Origin of the sequence: Rahnella sp. AA, assembly GCF_002834385.1 — a bacterium.
Lineage (GTDB): Bacteria > Pseudomonadota > Gammaproteobacteria > Enterobacterales > Enterobacteriaceae > Rahnella.
In genome coordinates this window covers 159315-182955 of record NZ_PITQ01000007.1, presented here as the reverse complement: position 1 = coordinate 182955, position 23641 = coordinate 159315, and the positions used below count along the sequence as shown (strand labels likewise).

Sequence of the window (23641 nt, the reverse complement as noted above, 5' to 3'; positions counted from 1 at the left end):
CCGGTCTGGTTGAACCCTGAGCTTAGCCTGCCGGTTTTTTTCAATCTGGAAGATTTGTGCACAAGCGCCGGTAATTCGCGGGCGTGAGCTGGTAAGCGCGGCGGAACCAGCGCCCGAGATGGCTCTGATCGGCAAAACCTAAATCTGCGGCAACCGCCGCCGGTGTCCGGCCTGACGCCAGCCCGTCACGGGCACAGGTCAGTTTTAGCTGAATAAAATACGCATGCGGCGGCAATCCGAATTCAGCTTTAAACGCGCGGCTGACCACAAAACGATTTTCGCCGGTGGCGGCTGCCAGCTGTTCCAGACCCATATCTTCGTGCAGATGCGCATGCAGATATTCCCGCGCGCGGTGCGCAATGCGTGACCACGGCGAGAATTGTTGCGGCTGCGGCGGTTGCCAGGTGAGATGCCCGCCCAGCGCGCTCAGCAAACCGTCGAGCGCCGTCTGGCGGACAATGCGCAGCTCTTTGCCATGCAGCGCCTGAAACGCCAGCGATGTGGCCTGCGCCAGACGCGGATCGTGCGCTAAGGTTTTTTCGAAACTCGGATCACCGGCAGAAGAAAGGGAATCGCGCCGCGCCGTCAGTTCACGGCTGAGCCATTGCGGGTCAAGATACAACATGTGATAGGTGAAACCGCCGGGCTGCACGGCGTCACCGTCATGGATTTCGCCCGGTTCGAGCATAAACACTTTGCCCGGCAGGCTCCGATGCTTCTGACGACGACAGCTGAACTGCTGCAACCCCTGCTGCGTGACGCCGACTAAATAGCTGTCGTGCCAGTGCGGATCGTAAGCATGGCCTTCAAAATGGGCGTGGATCGTTTCGATCCCGCTGTCTTTATCTTTCGACAAATCGACCCAGTTTGCAGACGCCATAAATACCCCGCTGAACTTATTAACAGCAGAGTAACAAATAGGTGATATGAAGAAAACTCGATCGGCTCCTCCCCTGCAAAGGGGAAGAGCCGAAAACATTACCGTTTAACGCTTTCAATAAAGGTTTTACGGGCGGTTTTCGAGCCCAGACGTTCAGCTTCATCCAGCAGTTTCAGGGCCTTATCAACGTCACCGGCTTTCACGGCTTTCTTAATCGCGTCGTTGAAGTAGCTTTCAGAATCGCTGAGCATCGGCTCGTTTGGCTTCGCAGGCGTTGCAGCTGGCGCGGCGGCAGGTTGGGTATTGCCGACAACCACTGGCGTTGCCGCAACCGGTGCGGAAGACGGGAAGATCTGACCAATCATCACGTTACCACTTTTCTGCTCGGCGCTGACTTTCAGGCTCAGCGTGCCGGTCGGGGTATGACGGGCAATCGGATCCGGGATATCCGGCACAGCGTTACCCACGCCCGCCGCAAAGGCTTTCGCCGGGTTGGTCATCTGCGTGGTGCCCGCCAGATCCTGACGAGTGGTGTAAACCAGCAGGTAAATTTGTTTCTGACCCAGTGCAGGTGTCAGTTTCAGCGTGCCTTCCAGACGGTCGCTGGAGACAATGCCCGGCTTCTGGTACGGGAAATAGCTGGAAGGATAAAACGCCGCCGGGCGCATCTGCTCATCGAGCACTAAGACGTTCGGCGCATAAAGTGTTTTGCCGGTGGCAATACTGGTCAGCGTGATTTCAAGCGAACCGCGATCGGCAGGCAGCGCAAACGCGCCCACAGCGCCCTGAATTTCACCCTGATTAATCTGAACGCTGGACGTTCCGAGCGTGACATCCTGCGTCACTGGCGGAACCAGCGGCGTCCATGAAAGGTTGCGTAAGGTCTGGCTGGAAATCGCCGGTGCCGTATTGGCGTCATTTTGCGCAGCGTGCCCGACCGCAGGGGCAGCAGCCATCAGGCTCAGCGACAGACACAGTGACAGCAGATTTTTTTTCATTATTGTTTCCTTTGAAATCACCCTGAAGCTGGCGGTCATCACCGATAATCCGCCAGCCAGCACATCTTCTTTACTGCTTTTGTTTTGCAATGAGGAGCCGAACCTCTAAATCATTCGTGTCACAGGAAGGCGGCAAGCCTCCAAGTCCCCGGGAGCGTAGACAACTACGTGACCGGGGCGAGGATGCGCAGCCAACGCACCAGTGGCATGAAGGATGACGAGGTTTACCACCAGATTTCCATTTGTGCACCGAAGGTCACTTCATCGTCGTTGCCGCGGCTGAAGGTTCTTGTGCTGGTGTCATTCATCGCTAAGCCATTGCTTGCGCCGCTGTCGGTGTCATAACCCCATTTTTCATCCCAGTTCGCGTAGGTGGCGAACACACGGATGGCAGGACGTGACCAGATGCTGTCACCCGCCTGCCACTGTTGCGCCAGGGTGACTTTGTACTGACCGTTTTTGTCGCCGGTACGCTGAGATTTCACGTTGTCGTATCCGACTTCCAGCAAGGTACTCATGATTGGTGTCCATTTGTACATCGGACGCACACCCACGGTGTACCAGGTCGTACCGTTGTTATTGTCGCGATCAACGTCCTGATACATCGCCACGTACATCAGGCTCCAGGTGTCGTTGAAGTCAATCGCACCATGGTCGAGTACACGAACCATGCTGCCGTTATTGTTGATTGCCGCGCCGTTGGAGTGGCCGTTCGCCGCGCCCTGGCCCGGATCGGTCATGGAATCAGACGCATATTGCAGAACGAATTTGTTGTAGCCGTTGTAAATGCTTTGCGTGTGCTCAGCCGTCAGCAGGAAGCCGTCTTTCGTTGCATCATCAGCCAGCGTGTAGCCGTCACGCGCATTGGCACGACCGTAATCCACACCCAGCTCCAGCACGCCGCCCGGGTTAGTTTGCAGACCGGCCAGACGGACGTCGAACACGTCGTTGGAGGTCGGCACTTCATTACGCTGGTCGGCGATGTAACCGTAAGAGCCACCGCTTTCGGTGTTACGGGTTGCGGCCAGAGACAATTTACCGAAGCCCAGATCGATATCTTCCAGACCTGCACCCGGGCCGGAAATATCCCAGTAGTAGAAGTCGATCATGTGGACGTCATGACGTTGGTAGAAACGCTTACCGGCCCAGATGGTGGAGCCCGGCAGCCATTCGATCAGGTTCTTACCCTTCACGTTTGCTTCGCGGAAAGCCGGATCGGTTGACTCCCAGTCGTTCTGTTGGGATACGGAATACGCCACGTTGGTGTCGAAGTAGAAGCTTTTATCCCCTTCTTTCCACACTTCCTGGCCCAGTTTTAACTCTGCGTACGTCTCACATTCGTTACCGAGACGGTATTTGCTGTCTGCGCCTGTCGCTTTGAAACACTGTTGCTCGCCACCGCTGCCGGTCCAGCCAATACCCGAACGGGCATAACCTGTAAAATCAACCGCCATTGCTTGTGTAGAAAGGATGCCAGCAGCCACTGCCAGCGCCAGGGAAGAACTACGCATTGTAATCATCATTTTCTCCTGTAGGGGATCGCGTGCTTTCAAACACCAGGTTCGGGGTGTAACCGGCGACATGCCGTTCCGTCCTCGCGGAACAGATGACAGCGGTGTGGCGGCAAACCGATGGCGAATGTTGCACCTTCTTCTACCAGCACCACGTCGTTCTGGCGGTACACCAGGTTCTGACGAATTGCCGGAATTTGGATGTGGATCTGTGTTTCGTTACCCAGTTGCTCAACCACCTGCACTTCACCGGAAAGCGTCACTTCGGCGACGTCGCTTGGCAGAAGATGTTCAGGGCGGATCCCCAGCGAAAGGTTGCTGCCGACCTGGACGTCGGTACCTTCCACCTGCAGCCAGACTTGCTGGCGGTTGGGCAATTCGACCTGCACGCGCGCAGGCTCAGCACCGGTGACTTTCACCGGCAGGAAATTCATTTTCGGAGAGCCGATAAATCCGGCGACAAAGCGGTTAGCAGGATAGTGATACAGCTCAAGCGGCTTACCGACCTGGGCGATATGTCCGGCATCGAGCACCACGATTTTATCGGCCAGCGTCATCGCTTCGACCTGATCGTGAGTCACGTAAATCATGGTGCGTTTCAGTCGCTTATGAAGACGGGAAATCTCGATACGCATCTGCACCCGCAGCGCGGCATCTAAGTTAGAAAGCGGTTCATCGAGCAGGAAAACGGTCGGTTCGGCGACCAGCGTACGGCCAATCGCCACGCGCTGACGTTGCCCGCCGGAAAGCGCTTTCGGACGGCGATCCAGCAGATGTGCCAGCTGCAATACTTCGGAAACCTGATTCACCCGCTGTTTAATTTCGGTTTTTTTCGCACCGGCCAGTTTCAGGCCGAATGACATGTTTTCAGCGACGGACAAATGCGGATACAGCGCATAAGACTGGAACACCATGCCGATCCCACGATCTGCCGGCGGTACTTCGTTCATGCGTTTGTCGCCAATTTTCAGTTCGCCGGACGTGATGTCTTCCAGGCCGGCAATCATGCGCAGCAACGTCGATTTGCCGCAGCCGGATGGCCCGACAAACACCACAAATTCGCCCTCTTCGATGTCCAGGTTGATATCGCTGGAAATCACGGTTTCGCCAAAGGCTTTGTACACGCTGTTAAGGGAAACGCTCGCCATCCTGAACTCCTGTACTTGCTGCCAGCGGGAAAACTCAATGCACCGAAGAGTGAAGGATTGGCGGCTAAGCGTAATCATCCGTAACAAAATTTTTCATGGGGGAGGAGCAGGGAGGATGACGGTTTTCTGCAACCGGATGAAAGTTCATACCAAAAATCAAATTCGTGATCTGAATGGCAAAAAACGAAGCATATTTTTGAGTAATGAACCACATAACGCCTGAGAGTGTTGGTGGGATCACATTCTGAGGGAGGGGGGCGTAGAACGGGGGATGATGAACCTCCGCCGGGTTGAATCCACACTGGCGTCGTACCCTGTCTTTTCCGTCACTGACGTTAAAAAAACTGAATACAAAAGGATTGGATTATGACCCTCAGCATGAAAAAGATTGTGAAACAAACACTGGCTCTCTCGGCGCTGGCTACGCTGGTGCTGTCATCTTCCGCTTTTGCCAAAATAGAAGAAGGAAAGCTGGTCATCTGGATCAACGGTGACAAAGGCTATAACGGTCTGGCGGAGGTCGGTAAGAAGTTTGAAAAAGACACCGGCATTAAAGTCACGGTTGAACATCCGGACAAACTGGAAGAAAAATACCCGCAGGTGGCAGCGACCGGCGGCGGCCCTGACATCATCTTCTGGGCGCATGACCGTTTCGGCGGCTACGCACAATCCGGCCTGCTGGCGGAAATCAGCCCCGACCAGGCCTTCAAAGACAAGCTGTTCCCGTTCACGTGGGACGCCGTGACATTTAACGGCAAGCTGATCGGCTACCCGGTTGCGGTCGAAGCGCTGTCGCTGATTTACAACAAAGACATCATCAAAGAAGCGCCAAAAACCTGGGAAGAAATCCCGGCGCTGGACAAAGAACTGCGCGCCAAAGGCAAGAGCGCCATCATGTGGAACTTGCAGGAACCGTACTTCACCTGGCCAATCATTGCCGCTGACGGCGGTTACGCGTTCAAGTATGAAAACGGCAAATACAACATCAAAGACACCGGCGTAAATAACGCAGGTTCTCAGGCCGGTCTGCAATTCATCATCGATCTGGTGAAGAACAAGCACATCAACGCCGACACCGACTATTCCATTGCTGAAGCCGCGTTCAACAAAGGCCAGACCGCCATGACCATCGACGGTCCGTGGGCGTGGTCAAACCTCGACAAGAGCAAAATCAATTACGGCGTGACGCTGCTGCCCACCTTCCACGGCAAACCGTCTAAACCGTTCGTCGGCGTGCTGACCGCCGGGATCAACGCCGCCAGCCCGAACAAAGAACTGGCGAAAGAGTTCCTGGAAAACTATCTGATCACCAACGACGGCCTGGCTCTGGTCAACAAGGACAAACCGCTGGGCGCCGTGGCACTGAAAACCTATCAGGAACAGCTGGAGAAAGACCCGCGCATCGCCGCCACCATGGCTAACTCCAAAAATGGCGAAATTATGCCAAACATTCCGCAGATGAGCGCCTTCTGGTACGCCGAACGTAGCGCAATCATTAACGCAGTCAATGGCCGCCAGACCGTGCCGCAGGCGCTGAAAGACGTTGAAACCCGCATTACCAAGTAAGCACTTTTCAAGGCAAACACCGGCGCGGAACTCACGGGTTCCGCGCCGTGAATAAAAGGATTTCCCTATGACTGCTCGAAAAAAACGGCCGTTCAGCACTGCGTTAAAATGGCTGGTGATCAGCCTGCTCGCCTGCTTTACCGGTTATCTGATCGTGCTGATGTATGCGCAGGGTGAATACCTTTTTGCCGTTCTGACGCTGATACTGTCCAGCCTCGGCTTATACATTTACGGTAACCGTCACGCGTATTCATGGCGCTACGTTTACCCCGGTCTTGCCGGAATGGGGCTGTTTGTCCTGTTTCCGCTGATTTGCACTATTGCGATTGCCTTCACCAACTACAGCAGCACCAACCAGCTGACGTTCGAACGTGCGCAGTCTGTTCTCATGGGACGTGAGTTCCAGGGAGGAAAAGCGCTGAATTTCGCTCTCTACCCGGCAGGAGACAAATGGCAGCTGGCGCTGACGTCAGCCGGTGACCGCGATACGCTGGTTTCGCCGCCCTTTGCTTTCGATGCTTCCGCACCGAAAACGCTGGAAATGCTGCCGCAAACCCCGCCATCCGCCGAAAAAGCAGGGCTGCGCGTAGTGACGCAAAATCGTCTGGCGCTCGGCCAGTTATCCGCAAAATTGCCTGACGGCGAGATCCTGCGCATGAGTTCCCTGCGCCAGTTCTCCGGCACGCAGCCGCTGTACAAGCTGGGTGAAGATCATAAACAGCTGACCAACGTGCAGACCGGCACGATTTACCGCCCGAACATGGACACCGGTTTCTATCAGGCAGTGAATGCTCAGGGCGAATGGCAGGCTGAAAAACTCAGCCCCGGTTTTACCGTGGGGATCGGCTGGGGTAACTTCCTGCGCGTTCTGCACGACGAAGGCATTCAGAAACCCTTCCTGTCTATTTTCGTCTGGACGATTGTTTTTGCGCTGCTGACCGTGGTGCTGACCGTGGCCGTCGGCATGGTGCTTGCCTGCGTCGTGCAGTGGGAAGAGCTGAAAGGCAAAGCGGCGTACCGCATCCTGCTGATCCTGCCGTATGCGGTACCGGCGTTTATCTCGATACTGATTTTCAAAGGGTTATTCAACCAGAGCTTCGGGGAAATCAACCTGATGCTGAGCGCCCTGTTTGGCATCAAACCGGCGTGGTTCAGCGACCCGATGACAGCCAAAAGTATGATCATTATCGTCAACACCTGGCTGGGTTATCCGTACATGATGATCCTGTGCATGGGCCTGCTGAAAGCCATCCCCGACGATCTCTACGAAGCTTCCGCAATGGACGGCGCGACGCCGATGCAGAACTTCTTCCGCATCACGCTGCCGCTGCTGATCAAACCGCTGACGCCGCTGATGATCGCCAGCTTCGCGTTTAACTTTAATAACTTCGTGCTGATCCAGCTGCTGACCAACGGCGGCCCGGACATGCTCGGCACCACCACACCGGCCGGACATACCGATTTGCTGGTCAGTTACACCTACCGCATCGCCTTCGAAGGCGGCGGCGGGCAGGACTTCGGGCTGGCGGCAGCGATTGCCACGCTGATCTTCCTGCTGGTTGGCGCGCTGGCTGTCGTGAACCTGAAAGCTTCACGTATGAAATTCGACTAAGGAGAAACACAAAATGCCAATGGTTAAACCAAAGTCGCAAAAAGCCAGATTACTGGTGACACACCTTTTGCTGCTGTGCTTTCTGGCGCTGATCCTGTTCCCGCTGCTGATGGTATTCGCCATCTCCCTGAGGCCGGGTAACTTCGCGACGGGCAGCCTCATCCCTGATCAGATCTCGTGGGATCACTGGAAGCTCGCCCTGGGGATTTCGGTCACCAACGGCGACGGCAGCATTACGCCACCACCGTTCCCGGTGATGCTGTGGTTGTGGAACTCAATCAAGATCGCCGGGATCACCGCCGTCGGGATCGTGGCGCTTTCCACGACGTGCGCCTACGCCTTTGCACGTATGAAATTCCGTGGCAAAAGTTCACTGCTCAAAGGGATGCTGATCTTCCAGATGTTCCCGGCGGTGTTGTCGCTGGTGGCGTTATACGCCCTCTTCGACCGCCTCGGCATTTACGTGCCGTTCCTCGGGCTGAACACCCACGGCGGCGTCATTTTTGCGTACATGGGCGGCATCGCCCTGCACGTCTGGACCATCAAAGGGTATTTCGAAACTATCGACGGCTCGCTGGAAGAAGCCGCCGCGCTGGACGGTGCCAGCCCGTGGCAGGCCTTCCGGCTGGTACTTTTGCCGCTGTCCGTCCCGATTCTGGCGGTAGTCTTTATTCTGTCATTCATCGCCGCGATTACCGAAGTACCGGTAGCGTCGTTGTTACTGCGTGACGTAAACAGCTACACCCTGGCGGTCGGTATGCAGCAATATCTCAACCCGCAAAACTACCTGTGGGGCGACTTTGCGGCTGCGGCGATTCTGTCGGCTATCCCGATTACGGCGGTATTCCTGATAGCCCAACGCTGGCTGGTCGGCGGCCTGACGGCAGGCGGTGTGAAAGGTTAAGTGATTTAAAAGCTAATGCGCTTGTTCCATTTGTTTGATTCCCTGTGTCTTGGGCGGCCGAAGAGGCCGCTTTTTTTTGTCTGTTCAGTCACAAATCCCGAGCTCTTTCCCTCCGATTTCCCGCACATGCCGAAAGGCATTTTTTACTGAATCCATATCTTTCCCACTCACAGCAAATTCATCAAAACAATTTCGCCATTCGCGAACAGCCTTCCAAACGGAATCAATTTCCGCGATCGCATGCTGCCGGTTCAGGCCAAAACGTTCTGACCAGGAAAGGGCATTAATCAAAGTCGCTTCACGTCCGTACTGACCTACACCTAAATGAAGCAAACGTGAATATGAAGCGCCCGGGCGAGGTACAACGTCATAAAGCGGGCTTAGCCTCCAACTCAACGTGACATTTTCCATGGGTTCCTGAGAGCCCTCCACCGGAGCCTGCCCGGGAGACTCATGGAGAAGGAAGCCATGATTTCTGAGATGATCGTCATCATTGTTGATCAGAATGTTAAACACCATTCGCCGGTAGAGTTCTGTCAGATCTTGCGAGAGAAACTGAGCATTCAAATGCCTTCTCATCGCATCAGCTATTTCTGCGTAACTGCTTCTCGGTGAGTCCATCTCATGTAAATCCATCAACGTCAGCGCCGAGTTAAAATGACGCCGTGAGACTGCAGACCCTTTTCCTTCACGATCAAAACGTTTAATCAGCATGGCAAACCGGTTTTCACCAATCTCTTTCAGCTGCGTGGGGGGAACACGTAAACCCGCCTTTCGGGCAAGTTCAAGTGTTGCTCTCTCGACTTTCGGGATATTCATTCCACGGTCGTTGGGCGAAGAAAATTTCGCCAGCCAGTGACTTTCATCAAGATCCAAAAGCGTTGCCTTCGGCCGCATCCCTCCCATACTGGAACCTGCATCCAGAAGATGATGAAGATTAGCGGGAACCAAAACACCCTGTTCGACACGATCGAAGGTTTCCTGAATATATGACAAAGAACGAATGTCGCTCGCGCCACTCAGTTCACGTGCAGGTTCACCATCTGCCGTAATATCCAGGGCGCCAACCCGGTTTGGACCTGCTTCCAGCAAGTAAACAGACTCTGGTAATGCATTCGCCGGAGAACGGGATTTTGCTTCAATAACTCGCCGCCCCCATGAATCGGGGGCAGCATCGCGGATCCCTCCAAATAGCGTCGTATTAGCCGGAAAAATTTCCTTTCGCGAAACGTCACGCCCGTTGAGAAAACCCAGTGATGTCGGGTCAATCTCAATCGCTCCTTTTCGTTTGAGGTATTTCAGCCCGTAGATAAAACTGCAGGAATTCAATTGAGTGCCTGCCTCAACCATTTTTAGTTTCCCGGCAGGAACAGCCCGGTAGCACCCGGCAATAAAGCATGAATGAGTAATGTGCTTTCAGAAATCATAATCTTTTAGCTCCCTCTCAGATAATTTCCTGGCGCGTTTAGGCTGGATCTTCTGATTCATCACACTGACAACTTTATCTTCACTGTTCAAAAGCCCGGCTAATGTCTGCCCCGGGCGGATCACATCGAGATATCGCAGTATTTGTCCTATCGCTACGCCTGAATCCCCGTTCTCAATCCTGCTGACTGTATTTCTTCCCAGATTGGCCCGCACCGCAACTTCAGATTGCGTCATCCGGCGGGCAATCCGGCCTTTAGCAAGGCGGCTTCCTATGCTCAGAAGTTGCTGTGAAATGTCGTCTGAAATCAGCAAAGATTGGGAACGTTTCATATTGCACCTTAAAATAAACACAATGTCATTAGTGGTTACTTTAAGGTGCAAAAAAAACTAAACAAGAGAAAGTTTCCGGCACTCCTTAAAATATTTTTGTAATAAAGGCTATGGCGCTGATATCAGAGGCTATCGCAAAAAAAGGGTTTCCCCGTACCGGCAGAAACCCTTTTCTCATTTCGTTATTTTCAGCTCACCGACACTTTCCGGCGGCGTTTATCGAGGTCTTTGATGAGTTTATTCACCTGCTCATCGGCAAACATTTCTTCGAGGGTACAGGAGAGTTTACGGCGCCAGTTCGGGTATTCATCGCTGGTGCCGGGGACATTGACCGGCGCGTCCATGTCGAGCCAGTCTTCCGGTTGCAGGCCGAGTAGCGCACAGGCGCTGTCGGCGACGTAGCGTTGCAGGCCGCGGTTGAGCACCGGCGTCATTTCCATTAATGCAGCTTTGTGCCCTGTTTTCTTCGGGATGCAGTCGTAATGATGCAACCCGTCGAGCAGCCCCTGACGCGCACGCGCACGGTCGGCGTACAGTTCCTGTAAAACGTCTTCGTCACGGTAAAGTCCGAGCGTTTTACCGAGCGCCAGATCGTCGCTTTGCCAGTAACCGCGCAGCGTCGGCAGGTCGTGCGTGGTGATGGTTGCCATCGCCTGAACCGGGTACGACTGCGGCGCACGGAAGTTGTTTTCCTCATCGCGCTCGAAATACAGCACTTTGTAGGAATAAACGCCGCCCTCGCGCAGCTTGCTGACGATCTCCACCGGCACAGTGCCCAGATCTTCGCCGATAACCATGCAGCGGTGACGCTGACTTTCCAGCGCCAGAATCGCCAGCAGATCGTCCACCGGATATTGCACATACGCGCCTTTATCCGCCGTTTCTCCGGCCGGGATCCACCACAAACGCAGCAGCGTCATCACATGATCGATACGCAACGCGCCGCAGCTGGTCATGTTAGCACGCAGCAAATCGATAAACGGCTGGTAGCCGCGCTTCACCATCACATGCGGATCCATCGGGCGCAGATCCCAGTTCTGACCGAGCGGCCCGAGAATATCCGGCGGCGCGCCCACCGAGGCTTTCAGGCAATACAGCTCGCCGTCGCCCCAGGTTTCTGAACCGCCTTCGACGACGCCCACCGCTAAATCGCGGTATAACCCCATCGGCATGTTCTGCTGCTGGCTGGTGCGATAGCAACTCGCGAACTGGGTTTCCGCCAGCCATTGCAGCCAAAGGTAAAACTCCACGTCTTCAGCGTGTTGCTCGCAGAATGCGCGCACCGCCTGGCCCCGGGCGTTGTGATATTTTTCCGGCCAGCGGTTCCAGCCGAGCGCGACATCCGTTTCTTTCGCCAGATGTTCATACAGCGCATCAAACGCCGCCTGTAAATACAGGCTTTCGCCGCCCTGTTTCACGAAACTGGCCAGCGATTTCACCTGCGGATCCTGGGTTTTGCGGCCACGGAAATGCCTGTACGCCAGCCGTAAACCTTCGAGTTTCAGTGGCATAACTTCGGCGTAATCCACCCATTCACTGGCGCGGACGGCCTGCAAACGCTGCTGCGTCAGCGGCTGGTTCCACCAGATTTGGGCTTCCTGGCTCTGCTTAAAGTCATCTACTGCGCTGACGTCGATATAAATGACGTTCAGCCAGCGGCGCGAAGACGGGCTGTACGGGCTGGCCGCCACCGGGTTCGCCGGATACAGCGCGTGAATCGGATTGAGCCCGACAAAAGCGCCACCGCGTTGGGCGACGTTTTCGAGTAGCAGATGGAGATCGCCGAAATCGCCGATCCCCCAGTTGTTTTCCGAGCGCAGCGTATAAAGCTGCACGCAGGCGCCCCACAGCTTTTTACCAGCCAGCAAGGCGTCCGGTTCGTAGCAGCGTTTCGGGGCGATAATCACCCGGCAATCCCACTGCTGTGCGTCCTGTGTCAGCGTCAGCTGGTGATAACCGGCGGGGATTTTCCCCGGCAGCGCCAGCGTCATTTTACCGCTGATCCGGCCCTGATGCGTTGCGCCGTTTTCCAGCTGTAACGTCCAGCCGAATTCACCTTCCCCGCTGACCGGCAGCGCCAGACGGCTGCCGGAGACAAAGACTTTGACCGGCGGAACCGGTGTGACAGCCGGACGATGTCCGGCCTTCCAGCCCATGGCCGACAGCAGTTCGCGCTTGGTTTCAGGCGCGATAGCCTGCTGCTTGCCATGTGCATTAATAAAACCAGAGGAAATACCCGCCTCCCTGGCGGCCTGCTCCAGTGCTTTGTTCTCCATGCATGCTCCTTAACGTTTCGCCTGCCAGATCCGCTGCTGATAATCGCGGATCGAGCGGTCGGAACTGAACATTCCTACGCGGGCAGTATTGAGAATGGTTTTACGCGTCCAGTCGTCCTGGTTGCGGTAAAGAGCATCGACTTTTTGCTGTGCGGCGCAGTAATCCGCGAAGTCCGCCAGCACCAGATACGGGTCACCGCCGCCGAGCAGGCTGTCGAGCATCAGGCTGAACGCCTGTTTGTCGCCGTTGCTGAAGAAGCCGCTTTCCAGTTCTTTGAGGATCTTATCCAGATGTTTGTCTTTCTTACGGATTTTCAGCGGATCGTAGCCTTTGGCCTGCAACGCTTTCACCTGATCGACGGTATTGCCGAAAATGAAAATATTCTCTTCGCCGACCTGTTCGGCAATCTCGACATTCGCGCCGTCGAGCGTGCCAACGGTCATCGCGCCATTCAGCGCCAGCTTCATGTTACCGGTGCCGGAAGCTTCTTTCCCGGCAGTAGAAATCTGCTCAGAAACGTCTGCCGCCGGGATCATCAGCTCCGCCACCGACACGCGGTAATCCGGGATAAACACCACCTTGATCCGGTCGCGCACCAGTGGATCGTTATTCACTTTTTCAGCCACCTGATTGATGGCGTAGATAATGTTTTTCGCCAGGTAATAACCCGGTGCCGCTTTCGCGCCGAACAGGAATACACGAGGCACCATGTCCATTTCCGGGTTATCGCGCAACTGACGGTACAGCGAAAGAATGTGCAGCAGGTTCAGATGCTGGCGTTTGTATTCGTGCAGGCGCTTGATCTGCACGTCGAAAATCGCGTCCGGGTTCAGCGTCAGGCCCATCGTGCGTTTCACGTACTCCGCCAGACGCACTTTGTTTTCGCGCTTAATCTGCTGATAACGCTGGCAGAATGCCGCGTCGTCAGCGGAGCTTTCCAGCCCTTTCAGGGCGTCCAGATTGTTCACCCATTCGGTTTTCAGGGTGTCATCAATCAGGGCGGACAGCGCCGGATTACACTGTTTCACCCAGCGGCGCGGCGTGATGCCGTTGGTGACGTTGTGGAATTTATTCGGCCACAGCTGGTGATATTCCGGGAACAGGTCTTTGACCACCAGCTCGGAGTGCAGCGCCGCAACGCCGTTCACCGCAAAGCCGCTGACCACGCACAGATTCGCCATGCGCACCTGTTTGTTCTGATGAACTGAAAGTTTTTCCCACACCGCTTTATCGCCCGGCCACTGTTTTTCGACCACTTTTTTGAAGCGGGCGTTAATGGCTTTGATCAGCGAGAAGTGGCGCGGCAACAGGCTGCGGACCAGTTTTTCATCCCAGCATTCGAGCGCTTCGGGCATCAGCGTGTGGTTGGTGTAGGCGAACGTCTGGCTTGTGATTGCCCATGCGGCGTCCCAGTCCAGCTGATGTTCATCCAGTAAAATGCGCAGCAGTTCAGGGATAGCGATCGTCGGGTGCGTATCGTTTAGCTGAATCACTTCGAACTTCGGCAAATCCTGAATGTTGCGGCCCAGGAAATGGTGGCGGCGCAGAATATCGGCCACCGAGCAGGCGCACTGGAAATATTGCTGCATCAGGCGCAGGCGTTTACCCGCCTCGTGGTTGTCATTCGGGTACAGCACTTTCGTCAGTTTAGCGGCATCGATACCTTTCTGTTCCGCCTTGAGGAATTCGCCGTCGTTAAATAAGGTCAGATCAAACGGATGGACATCGGTGGCCTGCCATAAACGCAGCGGCTGAGTCACACCATTTTTATAACCGACCACCGGCAAATCCCAGGCTTCGCCGCGCAGGGAAAACGCCGGATGCCATTGTTCGATACCCTGATCATTTTTCACCAGCTTGCCGCCGAACTGAACGTCCACGGACAGCGCGCTGTTGTGGGTGAACCACGGGTAACTTTCGCGATGCCAGCTATCCGGCGCTTCCTGCTGCTGACCTTCGCTGAATGACTGACGGAATAAACCGTACTGATAGTTCAGGCCGTAGCCGGTCGCCGGTTGCCCGACGGTTGCCATCGAATCGAGAAAACAGGCTGCCAGACGCCCTAATCCGCCGTTACCCAGCGCCGGATCGGTTTCCTGTTCCAGCACATCCGCCAGATCTACGCCCTGCTCTTTCAGCGCCTGTTGTACGGTTTCGTACCAGCCGAGGTTGATCAGGTTATTTGCGGTCAGACGCCCGATCAGGAATTCCATCGAAATGTAATTGACGTGCCGCTGCGGATGCTTTGTAGCCGCCGGCACGGGTTGTGCGCTGAGTTGTTCCGACAGCGCCGCGCTGGTGGCCTGCCACCACTGATGCGGCGTCATATCCTGCGCCTGCTGCAAACCGAACCCCTGCCACTGGCGTTTTAGCGCGGCTAAAAACTGTGTCTTATCCAAAGTCACCTGCATCACATGCCTCTTTATCCGGGAATTTGTAGGGAAGTCTGATGTTGATTATCACTATGCTGACGTTTGTGCTGATGAGAGGCATCATCCCGTCAAAGATTAGGCAGGGAGGAGAAACGGGGCGTAGCCGGATGAAGCGGAGGAACAGGGAGAAACCCTGAAAATTTGTATTAAGAAGTGTGATGCAGAGCAACTTAACGGCATGTAAAAACGTAACATTCTTGCAATCAATGTTTCAAAGGAGGACTTTAGAAAAAGTGATTAATTACACGCTGTGAAATAAATAAGGTTCCTCCCGTCTTTCTGTCAAAAGAATCGAAAAAATGCTGATCCCTTCAAAATTGAGCCGCCCGGTGCGGCAGCAAAATACCGTGGTTCGGGAACGTCTTCTGGCGAAACTCTCGACTGCGCCGAATTATCGCCTGACCCTGGTCGCCAGCCCGGCGGGCTACGGGAAAACCACGCTGGTGGCACACTGGGCAGCAGGAAAAAGCGATCTCGGCTGGTATTCTCTTGATGAAAGTGACAATCAGCCGGAACGCTTTGCCAGTTATCTGATTGCTGCGATACAGCAGTCCTGCGCAGGGCACTGTGTCAAAAGTGAAGCGCTGAGCCAGAAACATCAGTACGCCAGCTTACCGGCGCTGTTCGCTCAGCTGTTCGTCGAACTTTCAGACTGGCACAGCCCGCTGCTGCTGGTCATCGACGATTATCACCTGATTTCTAACGATGCCATCCATGAAGGGATGCGGTTTTTCCTGCGCCACCAGCCGGAAAATCTCTCGCTGGTCGTGCTGTCGCGCACCCTGCCGCCGCTGGGTATCGCCAATATGCGTGTGCGCGATCAACTGCTGGAGCTGAATGCAACACATCTCGCATTCACACATCCTGAAACTCAGCAGTTTTTCGAAAACCGACTTAAAGATCCGATCGATCAGGCTGACAGTGGCCGCCTGTGTGATGAAGTCGCCGGCTGGGCAACCGCACTGCAGCTGATTGCACTCTCGGCGCGGCAGTCGACCACGTCCTCACAGCAGTCGACGCAGCAATCCGCACGCAAACTGGCCGGCCTGAATGCCAGCCATCTGTCAGAATATCTGGTGGATGAAGTGCTGGATCGCGTTGATGCGTCAACCCGTGATTTTCTGTTGCGCTGTTCGTTGCTGCGTTCGATGAACGACGCCCTGATTGTTCGCCTGACCGGCAGCGAAAATGGTCAGCAACGCCTGGAGGAGCTGGAGCGCCAGGGGTTATTTATTCATCGCATGGATGACACCGGCGAGTGGTTTAACTTCCACCCGCTGTTTGCCACTTTTTTACGTCAGCGCTGCCAGTGGGAGCTCGCGGCCGAACTGCCGGAAATCCACCGCGCCGCCGCTGAAGGCTGGCTGGCTCAGGGTTTTCCGGCAGAAGCCATCCATCATGCATTAGGCGCAGAAGACACCAATATGCTGCGCGATATCCTGTTGCAACATGCCTGGGCACTGTTCAATCAGAGTGAACTGGCGCTGCTGGAAGAATGCCTCGCCGCGCTCCCGTACGATCGTCTGATTCAGAATCCGAAGCTGGTGTTATTACAGGCGTGGCTGGCACAAAGCCAGCACCGCTATGCCGAAGTCGAAACGCTGCTGGTAAGAGCTGAAAGCGAAATGCAGCAGCGCAATATTGTCATGGAACAGGAGCTGACGGCTGAATTTGACGCCCTGCGTGCACAGGTGGCGATCAACGATGGCCGTCAGGATGAGGCTGAAAAACTGGCCGCCGATGCGCTGCGTTTTCTGCCGTATGAAAGCTATTACAGCCGCATTGTGGCCACATCGGTCACCGGTGAAATCCAGCACTGCAAAGGGGATTTAACCCGTGCGTTGCCGCTGATGCAGCAAACCGAACAGATCGCGCGCCGCTACGAAGCCTATCACTATGCGTTATGGGCGCTGCTGCAGCAGAGCGAAATCCTGATTGCTCAGGGCTTTTTGCAGGCCGCGTTTGAAATGCAGGATCGCGCCTTTGAGCTGGTCCGCGAGCAGCATCTTGAACAGTTGCCAATGCATGAATTTTTACTGCGCCTGCGCTCGCAGTTGTTGTGGTCATGGTCACGCCTGGATGATGCCGAAGACGCGGCGCGTCAGGGGCTGGACGTGCTGAGCAACTTCCAGCCACAGCAGCAATTACAATGTCTGGCGATGCTGGCGAAATGTTCACTGGCACGCGGGCAGCTCGACAATGCCCATCACCACCTGCAACGTTGCGAAACGCTGCTAAAAAGCGGTCAGTATCATATCGACTGGCTGACTAACACCGACAAGCCGCGGATCATTTACTGGCAGATGACCGGCGATAAAATGGCGGCGCAACAGTGGCTGCAGCAGGCGCGTAAACCCGATATGGCAGACAACCATTTCCAGCAGGGACAGTGGCGCAATATTGCCCGCGTACAAATCCTGCTGGAGAGGTTTGACGAAGCGGAAGTCGTGCTCGATGAACTGAATCAGAATGCCAGACAGTTACGCCTGACCAGCGACCTGAACCGTAACCTGCTGCTGAGCAACTTACTTTACTGGAATACCGGGCGCAAAAATGACGCTCAGCGCGTATTGATTGAAGCGTTGGGGCTGGCGAACCGTACCGGTTTTGTCAGCCACTTTGTCATCGAAGGGGAAATGATGGCGCAACAGTTGCGTCAGCTCATTCAGCTCAATCTGTTACCGGAGCTGGAACAGCGTCGTGCGCAGCAAATCCTGCGGGAAATTAACCAGCACCATCGCCATAAGTTTGCACATTTTGACGAAAGCTTCGTCAATAAATTGCTCACCCATCCGCAGGTACCGGAACTTATCCGCACCAGCCCGCTGACCCAGCGCGAATGGCAGGTTCTTGGGTTAATTTATTCCGGCTACAGCAACGATCAGATTGCCGGTGAGCTGGATGTCGCTTCGACCACCATTAAAACGCATATCCGTAATTTGTATCAAAAACTGGGCGTAGCGCACCGGCAGGCAGCAGTGCAACAGGCTCAGCATTTGTTGCAGGTGATGGGCTATGGGGCGTAAACGCCCTCAAAATTCCCCGCCATAATGTCCATTTTCATAACACATCAGCGAAATTAGTTGATGTGTTATGCCTATTTTTCATTAGCGAACATTTTTTGCTCAAAAATAAAATCCGGTGATATAATGTGATCGTCATCACATTATTGTATTTAACCATTTCTTCAGTAAAGCCCATTGCCAACCTGTTGTAGCCGCTGTCCGGCGGATTTTGGCTTCGCGCAAAAGGCTGTAGTGAGTAAGGATTTTATCGATGGGTACGTTAACTGCCGGGATTTTAATGATGCGCTGGGAATTGCTGAGCGCCTTTCTGATGTTCTGCACCAGCCAGCTGAATATTGTTTGTCGCCAGTCCAGCCGCAATACGATGGCTTTCGTTTGCAGCGGCCTTGGCCTGACGGTGACCTGTTTCTTCGTCATGAGCCTGATGGGCATGAGCTACAATGCCGTGGCTGTCGCGCAATTCTGGGCGAACACCAAAGACGTGTTTTTCGACGTCATGAGTAAAACCCCGACCGATATGTCTTACTACTATTAATCTTATTTTTGATCGGCACTGACGACTTTTAAGAGGCAGAACTTTCGGTTCTGCCTTTTTTATTGCGTGTTCCCTTTCTCCCGCCGCGATTTTGTTGCTTATTTACGCAACGGAATGCCATCTAATCCTAAATTTGAAAATTTGCGCGATACGTCGAATCTCTTTTTGTACCGATCTTTCTGATTACCTGTAAATTGCAGTCTGTCTCGAAGGATAAAAGATATTGTGCCGACGCCTCAAACTATTGATTGCTAATAGTTGAACGGTCGTATTAGATTCTCACACTATACTTTTCTTAGAATGATCATTGTTTTGTTTGCTTCAGGCTGCTGAATTTTCTCTGATTTAGCACCCCTGCTTATGGCTGAAGGAATTCCGATGAATACGCATCACATGCTTGGCGCGTTAGTGTTACTGGTAAGCTCTGCCTCTTCACTCGCCGTTGAAACAACGGGTATCCCTCAGGATCAGGTCAAAGAACGTAACGCGTTCATTGCCGGCCTGATGAAAAAAATGACCCTGGATGAAAAAATCGGTCAGCTGAACCTTGTCACCGTTGGCCCGGATTATAAAAAAGAAGCCATCATGGCAGATATCCGCGCCGGTAAAGTCGGCGGGGTATTTAATACGGTCACGAAGCCAGACATCCGCCGTATGCAGGATGAAGTCAAAAACAGCCGTCTGAAAATTCCTCCTTTCTATGCCTATGACGTTGTCCACGGACAGCGCACGATTTTCCCGATAAGCCTTGGCCTCGCGGCCAGCTGGGATATGCAGGCCGTCTTCACCAGCGCGCATATCGCTGCTGTTGAAACCGCTGCCGATGGCCTGAACATGACCTTCGCCCCGATGGTGGATATCACCCGTGACCCGCGCTGGGGCCGAGTGTCTGAAGGCTTCGGCGAGGACACTTATCTGACCTCACGCCTTGCCCACGAGATGGTCACCGGCTTCCAGGGCAAAGATCCTTCTGCGCCCGATGCCGTGATGGCTAACGTGAAACACTACGCGTTGTACGGCGCGGTTGAAGGTGGCCGCGAATACAACACCGTAGACATGAGCCTGACCCGCATGTTCAACGATTACATGCCACCGTACAAAGCCGCGGTTGATGCCGGTGCCGGTGGTGTGATGGTTGCGCTCAACAGCGTTAACGGGATCCCGGCGACCTCTAATACCTGGTTGCTAAAAGATATTCTGCGCGACGACTGGCAGTTTAAAGGCCTGACCGTCAGCGATCATGGTGCAATTGGCGGGCTGGTTAAACATGGCGTGGCCGAAGACGATCGTCAGGCTGCCGCGATGGCGCTAAAGGCTGGCGTCGATATGGATATGGCTGACAACATGTACGGTAAGTATCTGAAAGGATTGCTGGCCGACGGGCTGGTCAGCCAGAACGATATCGATCGCGCCGTGCGTGACGTACTGGCCGCCAAATGGGACATGGGCCTGTTTGTCGACGAATACCGCCATTTAGGCCCGGCCTCCAGCGACCCGGCTGACACCAATGCCGAAAGCCGTCTGCACCGCAACGAAGCCCGGGAAGTGGCCCGCACTTCACTGGTTCTGCTGAAAAACAACAATCAGACCTTACCGCTGGCGAAGAAAGGCACGATTGCCGTCGTCGGCGCGCTGGCTGACAGCAAACGTGACGTCATGGGCAGCTGGTCTGCCGCCGGTAAAGCCGCTCAGGCCGTGACCGTGTTACAGGGCATGAAAGACGTGCTCGGCGATAAAGGTACGGTTCTGTACGCGCGCGGCGCCAATGTCACCGACGATCAGGCGATGGTCGATTTCCTCAATTCTTACGAAAAACAGGTCATTAACGACCCGAGAAAACCACAGGACATGATCGACGAAGCGGTGAGAACGGCTGAGAAAGCCGATGTCGTGGTTGCCGTGGTCGGCGAAGCTCAGGGGATGGCGCATGAAGCATCCAGCCGAACTGACATCAATATTCCGCAAAGCCAGCGTGACCTGCTTAAAGCCCTGAAAGCCACCGGTAAACCGCTGGTTGTCGTACTGATGAATGGCCGTCCGCTGACGCTGTCGTGGGAAAACGAAATTTCTGATGCGATGCTGGAAACCTGGTTCAGCGGTACCGAAGGCGGCCATGCCATTGCCGATGTCCTGTTTGGCGATTACAACCCGTCAGGCAAATTGCCGATGACCTTCCCGCGCTCCGTCGGTCAAATTCCGTTGTATTACAGCTTCCTCAATACCGGTCGTCCGTTTAATCCGCAGCATCCGGACAAATACACTACGCGTTATTTTGATATCACCAATGGTCCGTTGTTCCCGTTCGGTTATGGCCTGAGCTACACCAGCTTCAGCGTGTCTGACGTGAGTTTGTCCTCCACCACGATGGATGCCAAACACCCGCTGACCGCCAGCGTGACGGTAAAAAACACCGGTAAAATCAGTGGTGCGACTATCGTGCAGTGGTATTTGCAGGACGTTACCGCATCAGTCAGCCGTCCGGTTAAAGAGTTGAAGAACTTCGAAAAAATCAACTTGCAGCCGGGTGAAGAAAAAGTCGTTACATTTGCGATCGATGAAAAAGATTTACGTTTTTACAATGACAAGTTGAAATGGGCATCTGAGCCAGGAAAGTTCAACGTATTCGTAGGGTTAGACTCACAGGATGTGAAACAAACCGGCTTCCTGCTGAAATAACGTTCCGGGCCTGAAACCAGGCCCGGAACGCAGCCGAATACTTTCTCTCACAGGCGGGAACCCATAGCCCCCCGCCTGTTCTGAGCAGTAATTTCTGTCCGGTTACTGGATATATAACCGACAGTTGCTAACCTTAAATTCAATGTGTTACGCCTTCCTGCCCCTGTCTGCTAATTGCGGAGCGGTTCGGGTGTGCTGAACAGAGTAAGCTCCCTCTGTGCTGACTACCGCCAGGTCGCCACACTGGCGGCGCATAGCGTTCTTTGCGGAGAAACATTCATGGTCGACTCTCAAGATGCCTCCATCCTGTACCTGCATTTTGGTACGCCCCGCCCATACTGGCGACTGGGTTCAGACAGTAATGCCCTGGAGTTATCCGCAGAGAAAGGGGTCGTTAATGTTGCTATCTCTCTGACGCAATGGCAGGCGGGGAAGATCAGGCAACTGACCGGGATCACCTCCAGTTTTACACTGGACATCACCTTATTCGGCTCTCCTGTCCGCTTGTATCTGGTTGGCCGAAAAATCGACAGCAAAGCCTGGGCAGGTACGGCTTCCGCTTATCAGGATACTGAATCCGTCGCGCATGACCTTGAAGTTGGCCTGACTTTCGCTGAGCAGGTGGTGTCAGAAGCCAATTCTGTGATCGTAATTATTGATCAGGAAGGCAAAATTCATCGCTTCAACCGTCTGAGCGAGGAATATACCGGCCTGCGTGAGGAAGATGTTATTGGCCGCAGCGCCTATGATTTATTCATGTCGATGGAAGAAGGCCTGGCCTCCCGTCAGAATATCAATGGTTTTTTCCAGCACCAGCAATCCTACGAAGTCGAGCGTTGGATCAATACGGTGAAAGGCCAGCGGCTGTTCCTGTTCCGCAATAAATTCGTACACAGCGGCAGCGGCAAGCAGCAGAAATATTTGATTTGTTCGGGTTCGGATATCACCGACGAGCGTAAGGCGCAGGAACGGCTACGCGTATTGGCCAATACCGATTTGGTTACCGGCTTTGCTAACCGTAATGCCTTACAGGAATCGCTTGCGAAAGCGCTGATGGAACGCGGTGATAATAAGGTCGGGCTGATTTATCTGGATCTGGATAACTTCAAAAAAGTGAACGACGCCTACGGGCATATGTTTGGTGATCATCTGCTTCGTGCAGTATCCGACGCGATTCAGGACTGCCTGTCACCTAACGATAAACTGGCGCGTCTGGGGGGCGATGAATTCATTATCCTCAGCACTCACGCAGAAATAAGTTCGATGGAAGAACTGAGCCAGCGGGTTTTACGCCGCCTCAGCTTGCCCTTCCGCATCGGCCTGATTGAGGTGTATACCGGCTGTTCCGGCGGGATTGCAATCTGCCCTGAACACGGCACCGACGGCGATACACTGTTACAGAATGCCGATACCGCCATGTATGTGGCGAAGGAAAAAGGCAAAAATGCGCACTGCATTTTCTCCCCGGATATGAACGAGAAAGCCGCTGAATATATGTGGCTGGATACGCACTTACGTAAGGCGCTGGCAGAGAAAGATCAGCTGGTTTTGCACTATCAGCCCAAAGTCTCACTTTATGGCAACGTGCAAAGCGTGGAGGCCCTGCTGCGCTGGGATTCACCGGAACGAGGTTTGATTCAGCCACAAAGCTTTATTCCGTACGCCGAGGAGTCCGGGCTGATTACACCGATCGGCAAGTGGGTGATTGAAACCGCCACCCGTCAGGCGACCGAATGGCAGAAAAAGGGGCTGAACCTGCGCGTTGCCGTCAACCTTTCCGGACGGCAGCTTAACAATGGCTCGTTCATCACCACCTTGTCCGATGCCATGAAAAAAGCGGGAATGAAAGGCTGCATGCTGGATTTTGAGCTGACAGAAAGCTGCCTGGTTGAGGATGAAACTTCTGCGGTGGCGATGATTAATCAGTTGCATAAACTGGGTGCGCAGGTACATCTGGACGATTTTGGTACCGGCTATTCCTCACTGTCACAGCTGGCGAGGATCCCTCTGGACTGCATTAAACTGGATCAGAGTTTTATCCGTGGAATCAATGAAAATGCGGTTTCGCAGGCACTGGTGCGGGCAATTGTTGCGGTGGCAAAAACATTGCAGCTGACGGTTGTGGCAGAAGGTGTAGAGACGGCAGAAGAAGAAAAACTGGTGGATGAAATCGGTGTGGACAGCAAACAGGGCTTTCTTTACGCCAAGCCAATGCCCGCAATTGAGCTGGAGCACTGGCTTGAGGAAAAAATAGTTGCTTCACCCAATGTTTTTAAACATAAAGCAAAACAGAAATAGCGCCAGTGACGGGCTGTTTC

Annotated in this window: 15 protein-coding genes; 7 read left to right on the top strand and 8 right to left on the bottom strand. The window is 54.2% G+C overall.

From position 1 onward, the window contains the following. Positions 1-40 precede the first annotated feature (40 nt). The 4 genes from CWS43_RS17585 to malK form a co-directional block, all read right to left on the bottom strand. The gene (locus CWS43_RS17585) at positions 41-880 is read right to left on the bottom strand and encodes an AraC family transcriptional regulator (RefSeq protein ID WP_101078384.1); all 840 of its coding nucleotides are present in this window, start codon (positions 878-880) and stop codon (positions 41-43) included. A 98-nt stretch (positions 881-978) separates the two neighbouring features. Next, on the bottom strand, positions 979-1878 hold the full coding sequence (gene malM, locus CWS43_RS17580) for a maltose operon protein MalM (protein ID WP_101078383.1): 900 nt from the start codon (positions 1876-1878) through the stop codon (positions 979-981). A gap of 224 nt (positions 1879-2102) precedes the next feature. Next, a complete protein-coding gene (locus CWS43_RS17575) occupies positions 2103-3401 on the bottom strand; it encodes a maltoporin (RefSeq protein ID WP_198555862.1) in 1299 nt (432 codons plus the stop codon). A 26-nt stretch (positions 3402-3427) separates the two neighbouring features. Beyond that, complete coding sequence (malK, locus tag CWS43_RS17570) at positions 3428-4537, bottom strand: maltose/maltodextrin ABC transporter ATP-binding protein MalK (RefSeq protein ID WP_101078381.1); 1110 nt, start codon at positions 4535-4537, stop codon at positions 3428-3430. Positions 4538-4903: 366 nt separating this feature from the next. Here malK and malE point away from each other — a divergent pair, with 366 nt between their 5' ends. From malE to malG, 3 genes are all read left to right on the top strand, one after another. Beyond that, positions 4904-6103, top strand: a complete 1200-nt coding sequence (gene malE, locus CWS43_RS17565; protein WP_101078380.1) for a maltose/maltodextrin ABC transporter substrate-binding protein MalE — start codon at positions 4904-4906, stop codon at positions 6101-6103. 67 nt (positions 6104-6170) lie between these two features. Next, complete coding sequence (gene malF / locus CWS43_RS17560; protein ID WP_101078379.1) at positions 6171-7715, top strand: maltose ABC transporter permease MalF; 1545 nt, start codon at positions 6171-6173, stop codon at positions 7713-7715. A 13-nt stretch (positions 7716-7728) separates the two neighbouring features. After that, the gene (gene malG / locus CWS43_RS17555; RefSeq protein WP_101078378.1) at positions 7729-8619 is read left to right on the top strand and encodes a maltose ABC transporter permease MalG; all 891 of its coding nucleotides are present in this window, start codon (positions 7729-7731) and stop codon (positions 8617-8619) included. 84 nt (positions 8620-8703) lie between these two features. Here the strand turns inward: malG and CWS43_RS17550 are convergent, their stop codons facing one another. The 4 genes from CWS43_RS17550 to malP form a co-directional block, all read right to left on the bottom strand. After that, positions 8704-9969: a type II toxin-antitoxin system HipA family toxin gene (locus CWS43_RS17550; RefSeq protein ID WP_101078377.1), complete on the bottom strand. Its 1266-nt coding sequence runs from the start codon at positions 9967-9969 to the stop codon at positions 8704-8706. Positions 9970-10035: 66 nt separating this feature from the next. Continuing rightward, complete coding sequence (locus CWS43_RS17545; protein ID WP_101078376.1) at positions 10036-10377, bottom strand: helix-turn-helix domain-containing protein; 342 nt, start codon at positions 10375-10377, stop codon at positions 10036-10038. A gap of 188 nt (positions 10378-10565) precedes the next feature. Continuing rightward, positions 10566-12653 carry a 4-alpha-glucanotransferase gene (gene malQ, locus CWS43_RS17540; RefSeq protein ID WP_101078375.1) on the bottom strand — a complete coding sequence of 696 codons (2088 nt, stop codon included), beginning with the start codon at positions 12651-12653 and terminating at the stop codon, positions 10566-10568. A 9-nt stretch (positions 12654-12662) separates the two neighbouring features. Further along, positions 12663-15065 carry a maltodextrin phosphorylase gene (malP, locus tag CWS43_RS17535; protein WP_101078374.1) on the bottom strand — a complete coding sequence of 801 codons (2403 nt, stop codon included), beginning with the start codon at positions 15063-15065 and terminating at the stop codon, positions 12663-12665. A gap of 320 nt (positions 15066-15385) precedes the next feature. On the opposite strand from malP, the gene malT reads away from it, so the two are divergent. From malT to pdeR, 4 genes are all read left to right on the top strand, one after another. Beyond that, complete coding sequence (gene malT / locus CWS43_RS17530; protein WP_101078373.1) at positions 15386-18112, top strand: HTH-type transcriptional regulator MalT; 2727 nt, start codon at positions 15386-15388, stop codon at positions 18110-18112. Between the two features lie 250 nt (positions 18113-18362). After that, positions 18363-18647 carry a YjcB family protein gene (locus CWS43_RS17525; RefSeq protein WP_101078372.1) on the top strand — a complete coding sequence of 95 codons (285 nt, stop codon included), beginning with the start codon at positions 18363-18365 and terminating at the stop codon, positions 18645-18647. Positions 18648-19025: 378 nt separating this feature from the next. After that, on the top strand, positions 19026-21323 hold the full coding sequence (gene bglX, locus CWS43_RS17520; RefSeq protein WP_101078371.1) for a beta-glucosidase BglX: 2298 nt from the start codon (positions 19026-19028) through the stop codon (positions 21321-21323). A gap of 279 nt (positions 21324-21602) precedes the next feature. Then, entirely contained in the window at positions 21603-23621 is a 2019-nt protein-coding gene (gene pdeR, locus CWS43_RS17515; RefSeq protein WP_101078370.1) for a cyclic di-GMP phosphodiesterase, read from the top strand. The last annotated feature ends 20 nt before the right edge of the window (positions 23622-23641 follow it).